The organism is Propionicicella superfundia DSM 22317, from assembly GCF_000423465.1.
In the GTDB taxonomy this organism is placed as follows: Bacteria; Actinomycetota; Actinomycetes; order Propionibacteriales; family Propionibacteriaceae; genus Propionicicella; species Propionicicella superfundia.
In genome coordinates, this window is the sequence record NZ_KE384021.1 from 1 (window position 1) to 20,646 (window position 20,646).

General features: G+C 68.8%; 17 protein-coding genes. 1 reads left to right on the forward strand and 16 read right to left on the reverse strand.

The features are described 5' to 3' along the window. Positions 1-141 precede the first annotated feature (141 nt). The 8 genes from cas2 to G555_RS0109925 all read right to left on the reverse strand — a co-directional run bounded on the left by cas2 (position 142) and on the right by G555_RS0109925 (position 10,050). Positions 142-426: a CRISPR-associated endonuclease Cas2 gene (cas2, locus tag G555_RS0109890; protein ID WP_028708762.1), complete on the reverse strand. Its 285-nt coding sequence runs from the start codon at positions 424-426 to the stop codon at positions 142-144. Between the two features lie 4 nt (positions 427-430). Further along, entirely contained in the window at positions 431-2,080 is a 1,650-nt protein-coding gene (locus tag G555_RS0109895; RefSeq protein ID WP_028708763.1) for a CRISPR-associated endonuclease Cas4/Cas1, read from the reverse strand. Positions 2,081-2,083: 3 nt separating this feature from the next. Further along, positions 2,084-3,601, reverse strand: coding sequence for a type I-G CRISPR-associated protein Csb2 (gene csb2, locus G555_RS0109900; RefSeq protein WP_028708764.1), 1,518 nt, complete (start codon positions 3,599-3,601; stop codon positions 2,084-2,086). A gap of 9 nt (positions 3,602-3,610) precedes the next feature. Beyond that, entirely contained in the window at positions 3,611-4,546 is a 936-nt protein-coding gene (gene cas7g / locus G555_RS0109905) for a type I-G CRISPR-associated RAMP protein Csb1/Cas7g (protein ID WP_028708765.1), read from the reverse strand. Beyond that, positions 4,543-6,690 (reverse strand): type I-G CRISPR-associated protein Cas8g1/Csx17, encoded by a 2,148-nt coding sequence (gene cas8g1, locus G555_RS19110; protein ID WP_051208728.1) that lies wholly within the window; start codon positions 6,688-6,690, stop codon positions 4,543-4,545. Before cas8g1 ends, cas7g begins: the two co-directional genes overlap by 4 nt. Beyond that, positions 6,687-9,095, reverse strand: coding sequence for a CRISPR-associated helicase/endonuclease Cas3 (locus G555_RS0109915; RefSeq protein ID WP_036922382.1), 2,409 nt, complete (start codon positions 9,093-9,095; stop codon positions 6,687-6,689). Before G555_RS0109915 ends, cas8g1 begins: the two co-directional genes overlap by 4 nt. 192 nt (positions 9,096-9,287) lie before the next feature. Next, complete coding sequence (locus tag G555_RS22280) at positions 9,288-9,455, reverse strand: hypothetical protein (RefSeq protein WP_156887506.1); 168 nt, start codon at positions 9,453-9,455, stop codon at positions 9,288-9,290. A 346-nt stretch (positions 9,456-9,801) separates the two neighbouring features. Further along, a complete protein-coding gene (locus G555_RS0109925) occupies positions 9,802-10,050 on the reverse strand; it encodes a hypothetical protein (RefSeq protein ID WP_028708767.1) in 249 nt (82 codons plus the stop codon). A 366-nt stretch (positions 10,051-10,416) separates the two neighbouring features. Between G555_RS0109925 and G555_RS0109930 the strand changes: the two genes are divergently transcribed. Continuing rightward, entirely contained in the window at positions 10,417-11,625 is a 1,209-nt protein-coding gene (locus tag G555_RS0109930; protein WP_028708768.1) for a trans-sulfuration enzyme family protein, read from the forward strand. 196 nt (positions 11,626-11,821) lie between these two features. On the opposite strand, the gene G555_RS0109935 is transcribed toward G555_RS0109930, so the two are convergent. The 8 genes from G555_RS0109935 to G555_RS19115 all read right to left on the reverse strand — a co-directional run bounded on the left by G555_RS0109935 (position 11,822) and on the right by G555_RS19115 (position 20,626). Next, complete coding sequence (locus tag G555_RS0109935; protein ID WP_028708769.1) at positions 11,822-12,847, reverse strand: sugar-binding transcriptional regulator; 1,026 nt, start codon at positions 12,845-12,847, stop codon at positions 11,822-11,824. Between the two features lie 110 nt (positions 12,848-12,957). Beyond that, positions 12,958-13,668, reverse strand: a complete 711-nt coding sequence (gene deoC, locus G555_RS0109940) for a deoxyribose-phosphate aldolase (protein WP_028708770.1) — start codon at positions 13,666-13,668, stop codon at positions 12,958-12,960. Positions 13,669-13,705: 37 nt separating this feature from the next. Then, positions 13,706-15,277 (reverse strand): FGGY-family carbohydrate kinase, encoded by a 1,572-nt coding sequence (locus tag G555_RS0109945; protein ID WP_028708771.1) that lies wholly within the window; start codon positions 15,275-15,277, stop codon positions 13,706-13,708. 39 nt (positions 15,278-15,316) lie between these two features. Next, positions 15,317-16,105: an SDR family NAD(P)-dependent oxidoreductase gene (locus G555_RS0109950; RefSeq protein WP_169337896.1), complete on the reverse strand. Its 789-nt coding sequence runs from the start codon at positions 16,103-16,105 to the stop codon at positions 15,317-15,319. Between the two features lie 483 nt (positions 16,106-16,588). Further along, positions 16,589-17,413: an HAD family hydrolase gene (locus tag G555_RS0109955; protein WP_051208730.1), complete on the reverse strand. Its 825-nt coding sequence runs from the start codon at positions 17,411-17,413 to the stop codon at positions 16,589-16,591. Next, positions 17,410-18,015: a recombination mediator RecR gene (gene recR, locus G555_RS0109960; RefSeq protein WP_028708774.1), complete on the reverse strand. Its 606-nt coding sequence runs from the start codon at positions 18,013-18,015 to the stop codon at positions 17,410-17,412. The genes G555_RS0109955 and recR overlap by 4 nt, the downstream gene beginning before the upstream one ends. A 3-nt stretch (positions 18,016-18,018) precedes the next feature. Beyond that, entirely contained in the window at positions 18,019-18,306 is a 288-nt protein-coding gene (locus tag G555_RS0109965; RefSeq protein ID WP_245581254.1) for a YbaB/EbfC family nucleoid-associated protein, read from the reverse strand. 91 nt (positions 18,307-18,397) lie between these two features. Next, entirely contained in the window at positions 18,398-20,626 is a 2,229-nt protein-coding gene (locus G555_RS19115) for a DNA polymerase III subunit gamma and tau (protein ID WP_156887507.1), read from the reverse strand. Positions 20,627-20,646 lie beyond the last annotated feature (20 nt).

The following is a 20,646-nucleotide window of genomic DNA, read 5'->3' on the forward strand; positions in this document are numbered from 1 at the left end:
CAAGGAAAGATGAGTCGCTTCGCGAGAGGCAAGGTCCGCATCCGCCCAACGAAGTCTTCACTATGGAGTTCTCAAGTGTCAATGCGGTCCTGGCTAGGACGCGAGCACTCGTGTGGACGGTCTGCAGCACCGTCGCGCTCGCTAGACGATCATGGGGCCCGTGTGTGGGAACTGCCGCGGAGCGCCGATCACCTCGACGTTCGTCGCTCCGACGCCTCCCAGGTCCACGTAGACCACCGAGTCGAGCTCGAGTTCCATGAGTTGCACGATATCCGACCTCCAGATCAAGAGCTCGCGGTCGCTGAGATCGCAGAGAAACACCGAGTACTGCAGCCGTGTCCCGTGCCCCTCCATGAGTTTGCAGACGCGCCGTAGGCGCCGTTCGTCACGGATGTCGTATGCGATCAGGTACCGCCGACGCGTCACGACATCACCTCGTTGTGAGGGGTGTGTACGCGTCGAGTTCGCCGATCAGCACGGCGGCAAGGATCCTCGTTTGGACCTCGAGGGCTCGTCGGTAGCTGACGCTGTAGCCGAAAACGGGATGCTTCAGCTCGGTCGCCATGCGTCGTTCATACCCGGCGATCAGCGTTCTTCGGCCCTGCTGGGTCAGCGCAGTCCCGACCGATGAACTCCTGAAGTCGCTGCTCCGCAGTTGCCCTGTGTTGAGCAGGGACACCGTGACGGACTCGGCCACGAGGGGACGAAACTCCTCAGCGAGATCCAACGCCATGGCGGGGCGCCCGTATCGATTGCGATGCAGAACGCCGATGTATGGGTCGAGGCCCACGGCGAGGCATGTGGCGACCACGTCACGGACGAGCAGCGAGTAGCAGAAGCTCAGTGACGCGTTCACAGGGTCGAGAGGAGGACGTCGGTTGCGGCCGTTCGCGCGGAAGGCATCGGAGATCGCCTGATCGCACGAGAGCATGGAGGCGAAGCGGTCGAAGTACGTCCGGGCGGCCGCGCCCTCGAACCCCAGTAGATCCTCCCGCGCTGTCGCCGTCGTCGCTTTCGCCGCCAGCCTTCCCAGTCCCGCGACCGCTCCGCTCACGTCTGACTTCGCATTGCGCCTCAGCAAGGTCCGTTGGTTGCGGATCTTGCCGCTGATCATGGCTGCCGCCACAGCGGATCCCTGGGCGTGCGCCGCGACCTGCCGTCGGCGGAGTTCCGAATAGCCGGACGGTTTACCCTGCGCCCAGCCGTTCAGCCACCCGCCGTATGAGAACCACATCACGTTCGCCCCGGCCTCCCAGAGCTTCCACAGCGCTTCGGTCGTAACCTGGACATGGCCGAACACGCACAGGCTCGACACGTCCAGGACACGGTGTCGCGCGAGTGTTTCGCCCTTCTGCGTGACGAGGATCTGACCGCCCCTGCAGCCGACGTACGAGCCTTGCTCCGTCACGTACAGAGGCTGCTGGTCAGGGTTACGGACCATGAGGCGCTTGGGCTGACTCACCCTGCCCAGCAGGGCATTCTTCTCGTCAGGCAGGCACAGCCCCACCAAAGAGCACCTCGGGCATCGCGGGGAGTCGACCAGCGGAGGCGGGGGGACCAGCGTCGCCGCCGTCTCCCTCGCCCGCGTCACCAACTCCCGGACCTCGTCCTCCAGGTCGTCCCGCCAGGGGATCGACACCCGAGAATGCGTCTCGCGGTAGTAGAGGTCGGCCGACACCACCTCGTAGCCCGCGCGATGCAGCAGCGTGGCCTGCACGAGGGCCTGGGCTCGGTCAGCAGGCCACGGCTCACCGTCAGGGCCCGGATGCCCCACCTTGTAGTCCACCGAGGAGCACCCGCCGTCGACATGGTCCACCCGGTCGATGACCGCCAGGACGCCGAGTTCCTCGTCGGACAACCGCACCGAGGACGTCGTGTACGGACGATCCTCGTCGCCCGGGGCAGGCATCCGGCCTCCCCGAGCGTCGACGGACGCATGGCTCAGGTCTCCCCGTGTGGTGTCGGCGTTGTCCGCCCACTGACCGTCGACCCATTCGATGTAGAACAGGCGGGGGCAGTACACGAACTCGTTGAGCATTCGCGCGGGAATCACGGCGGGGGCGTCCGCGTAGTCGGTCACGGGTCACTCCACGGGTGCAAGGCGACCGAACCCGAAGTGGCTCAACCCGCCGAGGACCAGCGGCCCGACGACCGGCTCGGCGAACTCGACCCGCAGCCACACCGGGACGCGATCGTGAATTGCGCCTCGCCCCAAGGTGCGCGACAGCTTGGCCCCCCACCGCAGCCTCCGGTACAGGCGTGCCTCGACCGGCCGCGATGTCACCGCGATGGAGCGGACGGCCGGCGGCTTCGCGAAGCGGAACGCCAGCTCGCTCTGCACATCCTCCAACGCGAGGCTGGCCAGCGTCTGGTTCTTCTTGCCTCGTCGCACGAGAAGATGAGGGGTCGCGGACTCCCACACCGTCCCGCCACGATGACCGCCAGGACGTGTCAGCAGGTCGCCGATGACATCACGCCCGCCCCAACCGACAAGGTTGAGGTCGCCCGCCACGAAACCCGTGGGGACGTAGCCGCGGTCTTCTCGTGGACGAAGGCCGATCGCGCCGACGACGGAGGCGACACGGGCGGCCGTCTCGTAGGAGACACCGGCGACGCCGTTCTCGTTCGTCGCCGGCACCCACAGGACGAGATCGGACACCCGTCCCTCCTTCTCCGTCCAGAGCCAGTGGGCATGCTGATGCTGCCGCGTCTCGCCTGTCTGGTGACCGCTCAGCAGGCATCGGTCGCGTTCTTCGACCGGCTCGGGGTGACGGTCCTCGGCGGTACCATCCTCGCGATCGTCGGCGGGCTTGGTGACACTGAGCGCGATCATGCGCAGACGGTCGGTGGCGAGCACGGCGTTGACGCCCTGGAAGGGCTCGGGCGAGGAGAAATGCCACCTCATCACCTCCACGCGAGAGTCGGCACGGGCTCTGCGGCGTGGGGCCGAGGCCGCGCCGGCCGCCTCCTCGTAGGACACCCATCGAGCCCCCTCGGGGAGCAGCCGACGGCCCTTCCGCATCTGGTGCACGGTCACCTCGAGCTGTTCGCGAGAAGCGTCCGCCGTCGGACACATGAGCCGCTGCAGTCCGTGGGTGCTCGGCCGCCAGATCGATCCGGTCCAGTCGTGCGCTTGTGGCGGCGCGTCGATGATCGAGCCCACGACGGCTGACTCCGCGCGACCCAGATAGGGCATGGACGCCACGAGCTCGCCCAGCAGGCGCAGCGCGTCCTCCGCCAGTTCGGCCTCACCCCACTCGACGACGAGCGCGTCCAGGGGAGACACCGAGACGTAGGGGTCGAAGGTGAGCTCCGTGGCGTTCAGTCCCGTCCGCTGCTTGCCCTTGGGCATGTAGTGGCGGGTGTGTCCACGCCGGAACGGAGGCACGAAGTAGGTCGGAGGCTGCGCCAGCGGCTTCACCGCCTCCAGCACCTGCGACATCGGCACGTTCGGGTAGCGGGTGTACGCGACGGCGATCAGCGCTCGCACGATCCGCCACGGTGAGGGAGGCCATTCGACGACTCCGTTGTTCACCGCCTGATCCCACGGCGTCGCGTGGTAACGGCGATGCGGAAACGTCAGTTTGAGGACGACGCTCACGACGGTGACCTATGCCTTGCCCTTGGGGCCGCTCCACACGACCACGGTGCGGGGCGCGAACTGTCCGCCGAGTGCTGCGACCGCGGCTTCGAGCCGGGTGCTGGCGCTCGTCGGCGTCGGCAGGCTCGTGAGGTCGACCACCTTGAGATCGCAGGCCGTGCGCAGCCGCATACCCTCGTCGTTGAAGAAGTGGGACAGCTCGTAGTCGATGATCGCCTCGAGAAGCTCGGTGCGCTCGTCCCCGAGCCCGTACGAGCGCAACTGCTCGTGGTCGACGGTCACGTATGCCGTGATGGCGCGCGCGGTGTACTCGGTCCGAAGATGCGGGACCATCCCGTAGCCGGACTCCGCCCCGCGTCCCTCGGCCGTCTTCTGGTTGACACCGTCCGTCTTCACTCCGCCCGACGCCGCGACCCGCACGTCGTCGGCATCGATGAAGCTCGTGATCGCCCGCGCCACCTTGGGCTGGGTCGGCCAGCTCTTCCGGGCGAAGAACACGCCGTGGACCAGCGACAGCGGGTCCAGGTCGAAGATGGCGCGTGCGACCTCGCGGTGGTTGGTCGGTTTGCCGGCCACCAGCCCGAGCTTGCGCTCGATCACCTTCTCAGCGTCCTCACCGTCGATGCTTCCGTCCATGATGTAGGCCGAGGCGAGCCGGTGGGCCTCAAGCCGCGAGGAGGTGAGGAACTCGCCGTCGGGATCGACCACCTCCACGTACGGAATGGCGTCGAACGCCTCGACGGGCCGCTGCTCGGCGACGCGCCAAGTGGTCTCTTCGAAGCGGTTGGCCATCGATTGGGGCGACTCGACGTGGAGGCAGGGTATCTCCACACCGTCCTCGAGCCGGGGGAAGACGGCCGCGCCGAGGTTCGGGAAACCGGTCGGCTGGAACCGTGCACCGGCAACAGGCACCAGGGGCAGGGTCAGGGTCGTGCGTCGGGTCATGATGCGATCTCCTCGTTGCTGTTCTGCGAAGCGAGCCGGGTAACGCGCTTCAATGCGTGCGTGTGGTTGGTCGGCACCCACAGTGCCGCCGCGAGCCGTTGCCCATCCGACGAAGCGATCGGGCCCACCTGACCGATCGGCTTGAGGAACGCGACCGTCCCCCCCGCACCGCGCTGGATCACGTAGCTGCGCTGCAGGAGGGCGGCGGCCTCCGCCACCACGTGCGAGGTGGTCCCTGCCGCCAACTGCGCGGGCCAGCCCGGGGCGATGCCCCGCTGGCTTGCCTCGTCGAGCAGACCGGTCGCGCTGACGGCCTGGCGAGCGAACGGCTGGAGGATGGCCAGAGCGGGCACGGGAACCGCGTCGGCCGGGGCCCAGGGCTCACGCTCGAGGCGGCCATGCCAGTCGAGCGCCAGCATCGACATGAGCGCCGTCTCGACGAGACGGTCGTCGAGGGCTCCGCTCGCCCACGCGTGGACGTCCTGCCAGGGCACGGAGAGTGCGTAGCGGTCCATGACCGCCACGCCCGCCGACTCGGGGGCGCGGGTGTCGCTGCGATGGGCAAGCCTCCACACGAGCAGCTCCGACAGCACCGAACGGAGGGATCGCGGCCCGAAACCGGCCACGACCGCCTTCTGGAAGGGCTCACGGGCTCGGGCAGGCGGCCGCCCGATGAGGAGGTCGGCCATGGACCACTCGCGCTCCGCGACGGTCACGGTGCCGCTCGCCAGACCGGCCGCGATCCGATACTCCGGGACATCCGCGAGGAGGCTCGCGAACAGGGGCAGTGCCTCGGACGCCCGGAGCTTGCGCTCGGCGAACGACACCGCGTCTCGACCTCCCTCGGTAAGCGCGACAGCCCTTTCGGACTCCGTTGCTGCTGCGAGGACGGCGAGAAGGTGCTCCGCTTCGCCCGGGTCGCGATAGAAGCGGACCCGTGCCCGCTCGTAGCCCGCGAAGACCGGTGCCAGCCGGTTCGTCGCGCTCACGCGCAGGAACGGGTTCGCCCTGTGCTCTATGGCGATTCCGACCTCCACCTCGGGGCGTGCCTCGACGGTGACCTCGTCGAGGAGAACCGCGCTGTAGGACAGGCCGTTGCGCTGGACGAACCCGTAGCGGAAGAACCGGTCCGCGCGGCGGTCGATTCCCGATGACCTCAGCGCCGCATACATGTGGGCCGCGCCGACGGCGGTGCGGCCGTCCCAGCTCGCCCGGGACGACGTGAACAGGTGGTGGATGTCGCGGGAGCCCAGGGGGTGGTTCCACACCGGCGCCCACAGCTCGCCCCGCGCCTCCTCCTCTTCGGAGCCGGGGGTGGGCCCTGCGGGACTCGCCGTCACGGTGAACGGCATCGCGGCGCGACCCGCGACCTCGCCGAACCGCCGCACCGGGGCAGAGGCGAAGCTCACGAGTCCTTCGACCATGAGAACGAACGGCCAGGGGTTGACGAACGAAACGGCGTCGTCGAACGCGGATGTTCCCGGGCCGCCGGCGGCTGCGGGGTCGAACTGGCCGATCGTCGCGGCGGCGAGTGCCACCGACCTGCCGTCGAGCGCCGACTCGAGCCATGTGCGGGAGGCGGGCCGACGTGCCCCCAGGTCGGGCAGCACATCGGCCAGCCGTTGATGGAAGTTCGTGGAGAAGTCGTAGCGCCCGTCGTTCCCACCGGTCCCGAGGAGCGGGGGAAAAACGGCGCGGCGTTCGCCCTGCGGTCCGGTGGTCAGGACGACCGCTGCATCGATCCACGGCAGCGCCGCGTCGGGGACGCTGTTGCGGAGACGCTGGACGTAGGTGCCCTTGTCCTTGTCCTGGTCGACTGCGCGGATCACGGCATCGGTCGCGACGAAGGCCTGCAGCCTCGGTGAACCCGACGTGAGGAGCTTGTTCAACGCCTGGCGCGGGGCTTTGTCCTTCTCTCCGTATCCACTGCCGCCGTTCCACGGGCTCAGGATCGGCGTCGGGCGGTACGCGTCGATGAGGAAGTCGACAAGGTCGTCGCGGGCGACGTCGACCATGAGAGTCGACCCTTCCCACCACGACATCGCGGCGGGGTCGAACTGGGTGGTCACCACCCGGACGAGGCCGAGCCCTGCCAAGTAGGTCATCAGGTTGTCGGGTCGCAGCCCGGGCATCTCCAGGATCACGGGGTCACCTCCGGGTGGGGCAGGGCACTGGCTCGCCAGTCGGCCATGCGGACGAGCATCTCGGCATATGCGAGGCGGAACGGGCCCCAGTGGTCGAGCAGCGCCAGGCTTCGGTCGGTCCACGAGCCGGGGCCGCCACCGAAGACGCGGGCGAGATCCACGGAGCTCTTGCCGCCGGTGACCGTCGGAATCAGGTCTGCCTGCAGCAGGCCGAACAGCGTGCGTCCGGACCGGCCTTCCACCGTCGGATCCTGCGGACTGACACGAACGATGCCGTGATGGGCTGCGACCAGGTAGCGGCACAGGTCGTGGGCGGCCTCGGGGACGCCGGCGTCGGTCATGGCGTCCGCGCCGTCGGGGCTCATCAGCATCAGCGCCGACACCAGTTCGTGGCGGAAGTTGCGGCGGCGTCGACCGTTCTCGTCCTTGCAGATCAACTGCCCCTTCGACCCGGGCGATTTCGCGAAGACACCGGCCGTCGGGTGGTCGGGCGAGGTCGCAAGCAGCGCTCCTTGCCAGATGGGATGTGCTTTCCCGATGTCGTGAAGAGCCGCAGCGCCGACGACGGCCGCGCGCATGTCCGGGTCAAGAGAGACCGTCCGCGCGATCTCCTCGATCAGGGTTTCTGCCTGTTCCCGGGTCTCAGCGAGGTGGGTCGCGAGCGGCAGCCACACACTCGACTGGGCCCCGGGCTCGTTGCCCACGCCATCGGTGTCGGGTCTCGGAACGTCGTCGGCCCGGGCCGAGGCCTCGGCCTCGGTGATCGCAACCGGCGTCCTCGACGACGGCGAGAAGCCCGCCTCGGTGTCGTAGCCGCCATCGGCGCGGTCGACCAGCAGGAGCTGCTGTGGCTTGACCTGAGCCCCGCTCGTCACCCGGACCCAGCGGTCATCCGTGGTGGAGAACATGAGCACCCGTGGGCGAGGATCACGCGAGAGGAGGCTACGGACGTCGGCGGCCTTCGCGGCGCAGCGCAAGGGCTCGGGCGGCACGGTCACGGACCGCCCCACTCCCTCGTAGCTCGCCGTGTCGACCCAGGCGATCTGGATGTCCAGCGGCTCGTCGCCGCGAATGTAGCGGCTGATGTCGATGTCTCGGCCCGCCTGGTCGGCGGCGGTCTCGAAGAGGTCTTCCATCTCGGACCGGCGGATGACTGCCAGGTCCGTCGGCACCTGGGCCACTCGCGTCGTCAGGAGAACGTGCCCGGACACCTGGCGGCCCTCGATCGCTCGCAGGGCGTCGGCGGTCGCTGCCGTGTCGTGGGCGTCGTAGGGGCTGTCTTTCATGGCTTCGAACCACAACAGCCGGGCGTCTGGTTGTCTGCCCTTGCGGTTGAGGCGACCGGCGCGCTGGACGAGGGAGCTCCACGGGGCCGCCTCGGTCACCAGGGTCCGGGCGTCGAGGTCGACACCGGCCTCCAGGGTCTGCGTCGCCACGACGATCCGCCCTTCGGGCGGCACCTCCGAGAGGACCCGGTCGACGATGTCGGCCCGTTCCACACCGCGGAAATGGGAGTGGAGGAGAAGGAGGTCGGCCTGGGTCTTGCCCTTCAACGCCCGGTAGGTCTCGACGGCGCGTTTGACCGTGTTGACCATGACCAGGGTCAAGGACCCCGGCATATGGGCATCGATGATCCTCTCCGCGAGGACTTTCGGCTTGTCGCAGCCATGCAGTTGTTCCACGGTCTTTGCCGCAGCCAACCGCTGCCGCAGGATCGGGTCGGTTTCGTCGTCGGCCTCGAGGCGGATGACGCTCGTCGTCTTCTCGTCGTAGGGGTTGTCCACGACGTCGAGCGCCTCGGGCAGGATCGTGGCGGACATGCACGTCAGCCCGGCGGGTTCAGCCGTCTGCCAGCCGGACTGGAATGCGCTGATCTGGCGGAGGGTCGCGGTCGCCTGGACGCACAGTTGCACCTCGTCGACCACGATCTGCGCCCCGTTGGTGAGGAGGGCGAAGTCGATCGGGTACGCACCTCGCGTCGCCCCATAGCCCCGATTCAGTGCTCGCGACACCACGCCGTCCACGGTTCCGATGACGATGGAGCGCTCGTCGGGCGTCGTGCGCCAGGCGCTGAGGTCGTCGCGAGAGAGCCGACCGCCCATCAGAACCTGAACATGCACGGCGTCGGCAACACCCAGCCTCTCCAGCATGTCCGCCACCCGCCGCTCGGTCTGTTCGACGAGGGTGCGCATGGGCAAGGCGATGATGAGTCGCCGTGGGGTAGCCGCCTGCGTGCCCGCGGATCCGCGAAACGCGCGCCACAGCCAGGGGACCACCACGGCTTCGGTCTTTCCCGCGCCCGTCGGCGCGGTGATGATGTCAGGGAAGCCGACGTCGGCCACCCGGCACTGGAAGGGGTACGGCCAGAAACCCGTTGCCGTCTCGAAGAACTCCGCGTAGTCCACTTCGGCTACCTCCTGCAAACAAGGGAACCACAGGCCACCGACGCTTTCTGTGAGTTGGCCCAACACGTCGATGAGGGGACGGCGCGGTGCCGGGCATGCTGCTCGTCACGCGCCATGCCCGGACGACACGAGGACGCCCGCCGGCCGGCGGGCGTCCTCGTGTCTCTTCGTCAGATATTCAGGTGGAGTAACTCAGTTGGCGTGTTCGACGACATCGCGGACCTCGTGCATGAGGTCCTCCCACGTCTTCGTGTCCAGGTCGATTCGACGTACGCGCGCGATCGGAAGGTACTCGTTGACGGCCTCGCGGACGATCGCGACGGCCTCGTCGTGAACGGTCGAGGCAGTGGTGGTGCTCATTGTTGCTCTTTCGTCGGATGGTCCCCCTCGCTGAGGGATCTCTGCTACCAATCCTAGACCGATCGGGGTCCGATTGCGACGCAATCTGCGCTTGTCAGCGCCGTATTGCAGGAGATTCTTTCGTCAAACGGGCGTCGGGCGGAACAGTCGCTCGTCGCGGTTCGGGACCCGCTGTCCACCATTCGGACGAAGGTGTGAGACACAAGGGGCTTCGCGCGGACGGATCACGCGTTGTTACCGGACTGTGACCTCGGATGGGCTGCTTGAGCGTGGCGTGGTACCGACCTCCATCTGGCCAGCCCAGCCGGCGCTCGCCGGTCGAGGGAACGCGTAGGAACGAACCACGTCAGTCGGACAGCCTCTGAAAGGCTTGCTCGGCCGTCTCGCCGATCTTGAGTCTGCCGACCTGCCCCGAGTCCGTGACGACGACGGACCCCACGCCCATCGGCGCGGGCGTCGTGCGGTCGGACCAGGCGAACACCCAGCCGCTCTCTTCTCGGCGGGCTGAGAACAGGTCACGGCTGGCAGCCTGACTGTGCTTATCGGCCAGCACCTGGCGAGCCTCGTGTTCGATCAGTGCACGTCCCTCGGTCACAGGATTCTCCCTCCTTGGCGTCCCACGCCACCGTTCTGACGCTGACGCCCGGCAGTTGCCCCCATACGAGGGTAGATGTCCTGGCCGTCGCATTCGCAGACCTCGCCTCCCTGCGCCTCCGCAGTCACGATCTCGCCGTCACAGTTCATGGTTGTTCGACGGCGTGGGCGCGGCTCGTCGGTTCGAATCCCCCCGGGGCGTCCAGGCGGAATGAGCGGCCCCGTATGTCGTTGGGCCGACTCGATGACTTACCGTAGCGGTTTGAACAGCCCGGCTGCGGCTTGGGGTTGCCCGCCAAGGCGAGAAACCCCAAGCCGCGGGTGGCCGTCTGCTACAACGGAATGCACCGGGAGAAGGAGGAGCCAGATGACCGTCCCCGACAGGCACGACCCGCGCACGGTGGGGGACGCGACGTGGGCGGTCCACGGCGGAAACGCCGTCGACGCCGGATCGGGGGCGATCCGCACGCCGATCATCATGGCCAACGCCTATGCCCTGCCCGACGATCCGAGCAACCTCGACTGGTCGAACCCCGACCGCCTCCTGTACACGCGCACGACCGGCGCCAACCAGCAGGCGCTGGAAGCGAAGCTCGCCGCGATGGACGGCGGCGAGGCGGCCGCCGTCTTCGCCTCGGGCGTGGCGGCTCTGCACGGAGTGTTCTTCTGCTTCCTGCGCTCCGGCGACCATGCCGTCATCTCCGACGTGGCGTACGAGGCGACATGGCGGCTGTTCACCGAGCTGCTGCCCGCGAAGTACGGCATCGAGGCGACCTTCGTGGACACGTCCGACCTGGACGCCGTACGCGCGGCGCTGCGGCCGAACACCCGGCTGATCCACACCGAGGCGATCGCCAACCCGACGACGCGGGTGGCCGACGTCGCCGAACTGGCGGTCATCGCCCACGCTGTGGGGGCGCTCCTGAGTGTGGACTCGACCTTCTCCCCGCCACCCCTGTACCGACCGCTCGCCGACGGCGCCGATCTCACGGTGCACTCGCTCACGAAGTACATCAACGGACACGGGGACGCGATGGGGGGTGCGGTCATCGGCTCGGCCGAGCACGTCGCCATACTCCGCCACGACGCGCTCACCGACGTGGGCGGGGTGATCTCTCCGTTCAACGCCTGGCTCATCACGCGCGGTTCGGTGACCCTGCCGCTGCGCCTCACACAGCATCAGGCGAACGCGCAGCGGGTCGCGGAGTTCCTGGCGGCCGACCCGCGCGTCGCGTACGTCGAATACCCGGGGCTGCCGTCCCACGGCCAGCACGAGCTCGCCGTGCGCCAGTTCGGGGGACGTGGCTTCGGCGGGATGCTCGCGTTCGCGCTCGACGGGGACGGTGAGTTGCAGAACCGCTTCGTGGCGCGGCTGCGCGTCATCACCTCGGCGGTGTCGCTCGGCCACGACGAGTCCCTCATCGTCCACGTGGGGCCGACGGGCCGGGGAGGCTGGGAGCGCTACCCGGAGCACTTCCAGCGGTACGGGCACCTGCGGCTGTCGGTCGGGCTGGAGGATGCCGACGATCTCGTCGCCGATCTACGGCAGGCGCTGGACGCGGTCAGGCCGGTCTGACTCGTCTCGCGCCCGGGCCAGACGGCTTCTTCGGCGGGGTGGAGCTGTTCGATGAGGGGCTCCTTCTCACAGCGTGGAGGATTCGTGTTGGTAGTCCAACATCAACTCTCCACGTAACGCGCCCCCACTGGCACCCGGCCCGTGCCGACTGACCCAGATGCCTTCGTCCCGTGAGGTCTTGGAGAAGACCGTCCGCTCACCCCGACGCCTGGGTCTGGACCGGATCTGCGGCGATCGCGTGGACGCGCGGCCCCTGCTCGGTCCATCGCGCGCCCCGCTCGTCGGCGCGCCCCTCGTCGCCGAGCAGGTGGAGGGCCGTTTCGGCATCCGTGATGAGGACATCGATGAAGCCCGCGGCCAAGGCGATGGAGACGGCCGCCTTCTTCGCCGTTCCGCCGGCGAGGCAGATCTTGCGCGGGATGGCACGGAACTGGTCCTCGGTGATCGACAGGGTTCGATCGGACACGCTGGTCCCGCACCGCTCCCCGGCCGCGTTCAGGAAGACGATCGACTGGATGTCGCAGGCGGCACCCGCCTCGCGCAGGGTGGCGACGTCGTGCTCGGTGTGGTAGCCGGCGAGGCTGAGGCTGCTGTCGCTGCGGGTGGGGTCCTCGACGCTGTACAGGCATGTCTGCGCCTTCGCGGCCTCGTCCAGGGTGCCCGAGATCGACGGGGTGCGGGTGAGGAGATCGCGCTCCTCGGGGCTCTTGGCGAGCGCGGGGCAGAAGATGCGGCGGGCCCGTCCCCCCGTGAGCTCCGCCATGCGCTCGGCGATGGTGTTGGCGTGGACCTCCAGCCCGAGGTCCTCCTGCCCTCCGATGAGGGGGATGAACTCGGCGCCGGGAAGCGTGGCCGACAGGAGATCGGCGGTCTCACGCAGGGTGCGGCCGCAGCCGATGGCCACCTTCTCGGTGGGATGGAGCGCGCCGTCGAGATAGTCGGCCGCGGTGGCCGCGATGGCATGCTTCGACTCGGTGAAGGAACCGTCGAGGGGATCGCAGATGATGAACTCGACGCCGCGGTGCAGGACGCGCAACGCGGACTCCATCTCGGGGAAGAACCCCCGGTACCGGATGCCGATGGTGACGGTGCCGTCGTCGCGAGCCTGTCGCAGCATGCGGGAGACCCGGACTCGGTTCACGCCCATCGCGGCGGCGATCTGCTGCTGGGTGAGGCCCCTCTCGTAGTAGAGGTAGCACACACGGGCGGGGGTGACGAACATGGCTCTCCCGTCTGGACGTCGGTGATGCGGCTGCGCCGCGGCCGGCGCCGGAGTCGGGGTCTCCGGGCGCCGGCCTGGGGGTGGGGCGGCCGTTGGTGCTGTGCTGGTCGTCAGCTCCGCGACGCCAGCCAGGTGCGATACTCGGCGACCAGTCCCGGAGCGCTCCGGGTGCCGATCAGGTCGACGCCCATGTCGAGCATCCAGAGGCTGGCTGCCAACGTGAACGTCCGCGGGACGCCGGAGACCTTGAGCTTCGTGTCCCCGGTCATGTTCTGCTTCATGATCCGGACCTGGCTCTCGGTGGGGAACGCCTGCGAGCCGGTGGCGGTCTTGACGTAGGTGATGCCCTCGTCGCAGCAGATCTTCGTCAGCGTCGCGATCGCGTCGTCGGTCAGGAACCCGACCTCGAAGATGAGCTTGCTGTCGGCGCCCGCGGCACGACACTGGCGCGCCAGGTCGGCCACCTCGGCGCGCACCAGGTCGAAGCCGTTCTCCTTCACGGCGCCGATGTTCGTCACCATGTCGATGCCACCGGCCCCCTGTTCGAGGGCCTCGGCGATCTCACGGGACTTCATCGTCGAGGTCATCGTCCCGTAGGGGAACGAGATGCACGCGCCGGCGACGACGTCGCTGCCGTCCAGGATGTCGACGACGATCTTCGTCCAGCACGGGTTGAAGACGAAGCCGTAGACCTTGGTGTCGACCGCCTGCTGCGCGGCCTCACGGATGGCGGTCTCGGTCACGTCCGGTGCCAGGAGCGCCATGTCGTAATGCCTGGCGTACTCCTCGACGGTCATGGTTGGTGTTCCGAGCAGAGTCACTTTCTTCTCCTTCTGGCGGTTGTGGGGTGTCTGCGGGTCACTGGACGTGCGTGTCCTGGAACTTCTTCAGCCGCGGGAAGACCCGCGCGCTCATGTCCTGGTACAGCTCCTTGTACAGCTCGAAGAGCTCGCCGTAGACGGGTGCGTTGGCCGGGTTCGGGTCGTATCCGGACCGGACCCGCACCATGTTCTCGATGCCCTCATGCACGTCCTTGTAGACGCCCGCTCCGATGGCGGCGAACATCGCGGCTGCCAGCGCTGTGGCCTCGGCGGTCTCGACCGTCTCGATGCGCCGGTTGTAGACATCGGCCTGGATCTGGTTCCAGAAGTCCGACTTCGCTCCGCCGCCGATGGCGCGGATCACCTGGGGCTTGTGGCCCAGCGTCTCGTCGGCCACCTCGATCATCGTCATGGTCTCGAAACAGACGCCCTCCATGATGGCGCGCGTCACGTCGTTCTTCGTGTGCGAGAACGTGAGCCCCGTCAAGGTGGCGGAGGCGTTGACGTCGAAGTTGGGGCAGTCCTGCCCCGCCAGCCACGCCGTGTAGAGGACGCCGCGGGACCCGACCGGCGACTTCGCGGCGGCCTGCGTCAGGAGAGGGAACACGGACTCGTCCATGAGGGAGGCGAATCCCTTCTCCTGCTGGGCGAACGTGTTCGCGTACCAGCCGAGACTGGACGCGCCGGACGAGGAGTTGCCTTCGACCTGCCAGTGCCCCGTGCCCGCGTGGCCGAGGATCGTGATCCGGCCCTGCGGGTGGACCTTGTAGGTCGAGGTGTAGGCGTGCAGGACGCCGGCGGTGCCGAAGCACATCGACATCATGCCGTCCTTGGCGACGCCGGCACCGACGGCGGCGCACCGCTGATCGCCGGCCCCGACGAACACGGGAGTCCCCTCGGCGAGGCCCGACTTCTCCGCGGCCTCCTTGCTCACGACGCCGGCCTGGAAGCCGGGGTCGGCGCGGTCGCAGTACTTGTCGATGTCGACGCCGTACAGCTTCGCCCGCTCCGGGTCGAACTCGAAGGTGGACGCGTTCGCCAGCTTCGAGTACGGCATGCCGGGCTTGTCGTCGTAGTACGCCTCGCCGGTGTAGGCCTTGGTCATGAGGGCCTGCATGCCGACGATCTTGTAGGTCTTGTCGTACAGATCGGGGTAGTGCTTCTGGAACCACAGCACCTTGGGGAGGGTGCACAGTCCGTTCAGCGGGTACCCGGTGAACTCGTAGTCCTCCTGCTCGGTGATGCCGGCAGAGGCCCAGCGGTCGCGGACGAAGTCGAACATCTCGCCGCCCCGCAGGTCGTTCCACAACAGAATCGTGTGGAGGAAGTTCCCGTCCTTGTCCACCGGGACGAAGGTGGTGCACATGTGCGTGAAGCCGATGCCGATGATCTCCGTGGGGTCCACCCCGGAGTTGGCGATCGCCTTCTTGGTGGACTCGAACATGAGGTCGACAACCGACTGCGCGTCCTGCGCGACCCACCCGGGACGCGGGAAGTAGGTGGGCGTGTCGAGGTAGCCCACGCCGATGACGTGCCCTGTCAGATCGAAGACGACGGACTTGGTGCCCGTGGTACCGAGGTCGACGCCGACCAGATACTTGTTGGCCATGGATGCTCCTGAAGAAGGGTTTGCGGCACAGCGATGTGCCTACTTGAAGATGACGTGGTAGATGCGGCCGCCGTCGATGTTGACGGCCTCTCCGACGATGTAGCCCGACCGCTCGCGGTCGCTGAGGAAGACGACGAGGTTTGCGATGTCCTCGGCGGTTCCGCCGCGCTTGACCGGGAGATGGCTCACGTAGGCGTCCCAGCCCTCGCGCGTGTAGCGCTGCCGCATGAAGTCGGTGTCGATCACCATGGGCCGGATGAGGTTGACGCGGATCCCGCGGGGTGCGTACTCGTTGACCATCTCGGCCATGAGCCCTTCGAGGGCGGCCTTTCCGGCCGGGTACGCGACGGAGGATCCTCCGCCGTTGAGGACGGTGCCCGAGCCCATGAGCACGATGTCTCCCGCGCCCTGCTCGAGCATGTGCGGCAGGCAGGCGCGCAGGACGAGGAAGGAGCCGTCCAGAGCGATCTTGTAGACGCGCTGGAAGGTCTCGTAGTCGGTCTCGTGCATGAGGCCGGTGGGGATCGTCAGGCCGGCGTTGCTGAAGACGTTGTCGATCCGTCCCCATTTGTCGATGACGCGGTCGATCATCCGAGGCACGCCCACCGCGTCGGTGACGTCGCACTCGAGGCCGAGGCATTCGACCCCGAGCGCCTCCAGTTCGGTCATCAGGCCCGCGGCCGCTTCGCGGTCGCGGTCGCTCGGATAGTAGTTGACGGCGACATGGGAGCCGGCTTGTGCGTATCCCCGGCAGGCGGCCGCGCCGATGCCGGTCGCGCCGCCGGTGACGAGCGACACCTGCCCTTGTAGGTCAATGGTCCAGCTCACGAATCCTCCTCGATTGTGGCTCTGGCGCTCCGCTTCGAGCGTCAGATGTGGAACTCGTGTTCAGCACGCTATCGGATGTTCATGGTGTGATCAACGGATCGCGCAATGTTCAATTCATGTACACGAGTCGACGAGAAGGGTCGGTGCGGCGTCGCATGACGACTCCGGCGGAGGCCCCGAGCCGTGTGCAGGAGGTCGGCCCGGTGTCGTGTGCAGGGAGGCTGGTCCGGTGTCGTGCGCTCGGGGTGGGTACGGGGCGTTGACCGCCACGTTGCGAGGCATACCGGCTCGGTGGGGACCGGACGTCGGGGTCGGCCGCCAGGTTGTGAGGCATACGCCGTCGATCCGAGGCGTCGTATGCCCTGCAACGTGGCGGTCAGACCGAAGGCGCGGAGACGACCCGCCTGGTATGCCGCACAACCTGGCGGTCACCAGTGTCAGCGGGGAGAAAACGCCCGCGTGACGCAGGCGAACGGACGGAGGTCAGCGGGAGGTCTCGACGGACTCCAGGAGCTCGGCGAGAACCTGCGCGACGCCGTCGGCATCGTTGGACGCCGTGATCGCGTCGGCGGCGGCGAGAGCGTCGGGGTGGGCGTTGGCGACGGCGACGCCGGTGCCTGCCCAGCGCAGCATCTCGATGTCGTTGATCCAGTCGCCGAACGCCATCACCTCGGAGGCGTCGATGCCCTCCAGGTCGCACAACCGCTGCAGGCCGCTCTGCTTGGTGACACCCTCGCCGAGGATCTCGATGAACGGGGCGCCCGCATCCGTCACATTGACCCCGGGCACCTCGAACGACCGCGCCAGCTCGTACAGGTCGGGGATCGTCCACCCCGGCGCGCGGGCGACGACCTTCACCGACGGCTCCGAGAGCACCTCGGCGAGGGATGCCTCGGGGACGCCCTGGTCGCCGCGGTCGTGGTCGCCGGGCCGCATGAGGTCGACATAGCCGTACTCGCCCAGCAGCGTCCGGCCGATGTCGCGGACGGCGGCGACCTTCAGGGTCGGGACCTGCTGCTTGAGCCTGCCGACGAGCTCGCGCATCGGCTCCACCTGCAGCTCGACGGAGAACCGGACGGTCTCGTCGGGCAGGGTGACGGCGTTCGCACCGTTGGCCGAGATCAGCGTCCCGGCGAAGTCGAGCTGCCGCAGGATGCGGGTCATGCTGTAGAACTGCCGTCCGCTGGCGGGCACGAACAGGACGCCGCTGTCGACGAGCGCGTGGACGATCCGGTACGTCTCGACGCTGATCGTCTTGTCGGAGCGCAGCAGCGTGCCGTCGAGGTCGGTGGCGACGAGACGGATCACGAGGTGGCCTCCATGTAGCGGCGGCCGGAGAACGCCCGGCCGAGGGTGACTTCGTCGGCGTACTCGAGATCTCCGCCCACGGGCAGACCGCTGGCCAGCCGGGACACGCGGACGCCCATCGGCAGCAGCAGGCGACTGATGTACGTCGCGGTCGCCTCGCCCTCCAGATTGGGGTCCGTGGCGAGGATGACCTCGGTGACGACCCCGTCGGACAGCCGCTGCAGCAGCTCGCGGATGTGCAGGTCGGACGGCCCGACGTTGTCGATGGGGCTGATCGCGCCGCCCAGCACGTGGTACAGGCCGCGGAACTCGTTGGTCCGCTCGATCGCGGCGACGTCCTTCGACTCCTCCACGACGCAGATCGCCGACCGGTCGCGGCGCGGGTCGGTGCACACCCGGCACACCTCGCCCTCGGACACGTTGAAGCACACCTCGCAGAAGCGCGCCTTCTCGGCCACCTCGCTGAGGGCGTGGATGAGTCGCCCGATGTCGGCACGGTCGCTGCTCAGGATGAAGAACGCGATCCGCTGTGCGCTCTTCGGCCCGATGCCGGGCAGACGGCCGAGCTCGTCGATCAGCTCTTGGACGGGACCTTCGTACAACGCTCAGATACCCAGGTTCGGCACGGACGGCATCTTGGCGGACGCCACCTGGGACGCTCGCCCGTGCGCGTCACGGAAGGCCGCGACGATGAGGTCGCCGAGCGCCTCGGTGTCGTCGGGATCCCATGCCTCGGGAGAGATCGTCACGCCGGTGAGCTCGCCGGTGCCGCTCACCTCGACCTCGACGAGCCCGCCGCCGGCGGTGCCCGTGACCCGGAGGGCGGTCAGTTCCTCCTGCGCCTGCATCATCTGGGCCTGCATGGCCTGCGCCTGGGCCATGAGTCCTTGCATGTCGAATCCTTCGGGGAGCATTCGTGTTCCTCCAGGTGTGGGTCGGATCGCCTCGATCGTACCCGGCGGGCATGCCGCGCCGGTGCCCGGCCTACTCGGGCTCCTCCTCGCCGATGAGCTGAGCCCCCAGTTGGGAGGCCAGCAGTTCGTCGCTGGACAGCGTGGTGTCCAGATCGAGGTCGTTCGGGTCGAGCTCCTCGTCGGCGGGCTCGGCCGGAGTCTCGGGTGTGGTGGGCGTGTGTCGCGCGCGAGCGGCGGCCTCCCGGGCGGCGGCGGCCGCCTCGGAGCGGCGCGGGGTCGCCTTCTCGGCCGGTGGGGGTGGCGCCGCGGGCGGCGGCGCGGCCCCCTGGCCGTCGATCGCGATCCGCAGGTCGATCCCGAGAACCTCGACGAGGGCGTCCCGCAGCACCTGGTCGCTGCCGCCGCGCCCGAACGACTCCCGTGCACCGACGTTGGCGATGTCGAGCGTGAGGACGCCGTCGCGGACCTCGGCGACCTGCGCGTTCTGCGACAGCAGGATCCACGTGAACCGGCGCCGCTTCTTCACCTCGGCCAGGACCTCGGGCCAGCGGGCGCGCAGCGTGCCCGCCGACACGTCGCCGGGACCCGCGGACGCGGCGGGTTCGGGCGGCGGTGCCGCGGGCTGGACACGCGGCTGTTCCTTGCGCGCCTCGAACGGGACGACGTTCGCGTCGCGGCCCTCGGGTTGCGGCGCGGGATCCGCGGCGGCGGCCGGGCGCGACGGCCCCGGCGGGGCGGCGTCCGGACGTCCGTGCTCGCGGTTCGGCGACGGCGCGGGCGTTCCCTCCGCGGCGGGAGCATCGGCGTCGGGAACCGGTCGCAGCGGCCGAGGCCGTTGCGCGGCGGGCTGCGGGGCGCTGCCGGCGTCGGTCGTCGCGTCGTCTTCGACCGGTGTGACGCCGCCGGACGGGAACATGGCGAGGCGGCGCTCCAGCCGGTCGAGGCGAGCGTGGACGCCACGCTCGTCGACGTCTGCACCGGGAAGCAGGACGCGCGCCAGCATCAGCTCGAGATGGAGCCGCGGCGCGGTGGTGCCGCGCATCTCGGTGAGCCCGGTGGCGATGACCTCGGCGGCGCGGGTGAGCTCGCCGGCGCCGAGGCCGGCCGCCTGCGTCCTCAGCCGCTCCGCCTGGTCGGCGGAGACCGCGATCAGGCCGTTGGTGAGCGCCTCGGGAACCGCCGCCACGATGAGCAGGTCGCGGAGGCGCCGGAGCAGATCCTCGGCGAAGCGGCGCGGGTCCTGGCCGACGTCCATCACCTTCTCGACGGCCGCGAAGACCCCGGCCGCGTCGCCCGCGGAGACCGCATCGACCGTCTCGTCGAGGAGGCTGTCGGGGGTGAACCCGAGCAGGCCGACGGCCTGGTGGTACGTGACGCCGTCCTCGGATGCGCCGCCCAGCAACTGGTCGAGCACGGACAGCGAATCGCGGACGGACCCGGCCCCGGCGCGGACGACCAGCGGGATCACCGCCGGGTCGATCGGGACGTCCTCGGCCTCGCACACGTCGTTCAGGTAGGCGCCGAGCACCTTCGGGGGGACCAGCCGGAACGGGTAGTGGTGGGTGCGCGACCGGATCGTGCCGAGCACCTTGTCGGGCTCGGTGGTGGCGAAGATGAACTTGACGTGGGGCGGCGGCTCCTCGACGACCTTCAGGAGGGCGTTGAAGCCCTCTTTGGTGACCATGTGGGCCTCGTCGATGATGTAGATCTTGTAGCGGGCGGCGACGGGGGAGAAGAACGCCCGTTCCCGGAGGTCGCGTGCCTCGTTGACCCCGCCGTGGCTGGCGGCGTCGATCTCGATGACGTCGACGGTGCCCGCGCCACCCCGGCCGAGACCGATGCAGGACTCGCATTCGCCGCAGGGAACCGGCGCCGGGCCCTTGGCACAGTTGAGGGCACGAGCGAGGATGCGTGCCGATGTCGTCTTCCCGCAGCCCCGCGGGCCGGAGAACAGGTAGGCGTGGGTGACCTTGTTGTTGAGCAGCGCCCGCTGCAGCGGCTCGGTGACGTGCTCCTGGCCGATGACCTCGGCGAACGTCTCGGGACGGTACCGCCGGTAGAGCGCCAGCGGTGCCTCGGGCGGATTCGGCTCCGGCTGTTCCGGGTGAGGCGACGCGGCCCGGGGAACGTCCGATGGGCTCCGACTGCCGCGAGACCCGACTGCCGCGGACGTGTCGGGGCGGACGTCGGTCGCGGCGTCGCTGCCGGGCGCGGTCTCGCCGTCGTCGAACAGCCCGGGCCCGTCCTGCTCGTACGGGTCGGGCTCCTCGGCGAAGAAGTCTTCGGGACTCTCGTTCACGTCACACAGCCTAGAGGTCG

Bases quoted from the DNA above. Each gene is read 5' to 3' on its own strand.
- cas7g (WP_028708765.1), bottom strand. From the start codon at position 4,546: ATGACCCGACGCACGACCCTGACCCTGCCCCTGGTGCCTGTTGCCGGT.
- G555_RS22280 (WP_156887506.1), bottom strand. From the start codon at position 9,455: ATGAGCACCACCACTGCCTCGACCGTTCACGACGAGGCCGTCGCGATC.
- G555_RS0109930 (WP_028708768.1), top strand. From the start codon at position 10,417: ATGACCGTCCCCGACAGGCACGACCCGCGCACGGTGGGGGACGCGACG.
- G555_RS0109935 (WP_028708769.1), bottom strand. From the start codon at position 12,847: ATGTTCGTCACCCCCGCCCGTGTGTGCTACCTCTACTACGAGAGGGGC.
- G555_RS0109945 (WP_028708771.1), bottom strand. From the start codon at position 15,277: ATGGCCAACAAGTATCTGGTCGGCGTCGACCTCGGTACCACGGGCACC.
- G555_RS0109965 (WP_245581254.1), bottom strand. From the start codon at position 18,306: ATGCAAGGACTCATGGCCCAGGCGCAGGCCATGCAGGCCCAGATGATG.